Origin of the sequence: Mycobacterium sp. UM_Kg27, assembly GCF_000972905.1 — a bacterium.
GTDB lineage: Bacteria > Actinomycetota > Actinomycetes > Mycobacteriales > Mycobacteriaceae > Mycobacterium.
Genome location: NZ_JRMM01000278.1, coordinates 1 through 1,319 on the forward strand (window position 1 = coordinate 1; position 1,319 = coordinate 1,319).

Consider the following 1,319-nt stretch of genomic DNA (forward strand, 5'->3'; position numbering starts at 1 on the left):
TGTGTATAAGAGACAGCCCTTGACGCCGGCGCCGCCGGTGCCACCGGGCATGGCGTTGCCGTTCGGGTCCTTGGGCTGGCCGCCGGTGCCGCCGTTCGCGGCCACCGAGGTGTTGTTGCCGGCGTTGCCGCCGTTACCCGCGTTGCCGCCGGTGCCACCGGTGCCGTGCTGGGCGGCCGAACCACCGTTACCGCCGTTACCGCCGGCCGCGCCCGCACCGTTGGCGGCGTTGGTACCCGAGGTGCCAGCGGCCCCATTGCCACCGTTACCACCGGTGCCACCGTTGCCGTACTCACCGGTCGCGTTACCGCCGACACCGCCGTGGCCACCGGCCTGCGCCAGGCCGCTGCCCAGCACCGTGCCGTTGCCACCGTTACCACCGGTGCCACCGACCGCGATCGCGCCGCCGGCACCGTCGATACCGCTGTCGGCCTGGGTGGCGCCGTCGCCACCGAGGCCACCGGCCCCGGCCGCGCCGCCCGCACCCGCGGTGCTGCTGCTGTTGCCGCCCTTACCGCCGGAACCGGCCACCAGGTTCGAGCCACCACCGGCACCGTCGCCACCGCGGCCACCGACACCGGCGTTACCGCCCGCGCCACCGTCGCCACCCGTGGCGCCGAGTCCGTCGGCACCGACATTGCCGTTGGTCGCGGTGCCGCCAGCGCCACCGTTACCGCCGGCGCCGCCTTCACCGCCGGCGCCGGCCGTGCCGGTGGCGTCGCCACCGGTACCGCCGTTGCCACCGCTGCCGGCCGCGGCATTGGCTCCCGCAGCGCCGTTGGCGGCATTGCCACCGGCACCGCCGTGTCCACCGACACCGCCGTTACCACCGACACCACCGTCACCGGCGATCGAGCCACCAATACCACCGAGGCCGCCATTGCCACCCGCCGTGCCGGACGTGCCGTCGGTGCCGTTGCCGGATCCGTCGGTGATGCCCGCGACCCCGTTGGCACCGGCACCGCCGTCGCCGCCCGCGCCGCCGTGCCCGATGGTTCCGCCGGCACCACCGTTGCCGCCGTGGCCGCCCTGCTGACCCAGCTCAGCGTTGCCACCGGTACCGCCGTTACCACCGCTGGCACCGAGCTGAGCGCCGTCTTGGCCGTTGTCGGCCGCAGTGCCATCGCCACCGAGGCCACCGGCACCACCGGTGCCGGCCGTGCCGGCGATACCACCGGCACCACCATGGCCGCCGGATCCGGCGATGGCGTTCACGCCGCCACCGGCACCGCTACCGCCGTTACCACCGTTGGCGCCGTTGCCGGTGTTACCACCGGCGCCGCCCACGCCACCGGCACCAGCCCTGTCTCTTATACACA

1 pseudogene is annotated in these 1,319 nt (G+C 74.6%); it reads right to left on the reverse strand.

Annotation, left to right across the window (positions count from 1 at the left end):
- Window positions 1-1,319: pseudogene (locus LI94_RS24095) on the reverse strand (PE family protein); the annotation flags it as partial.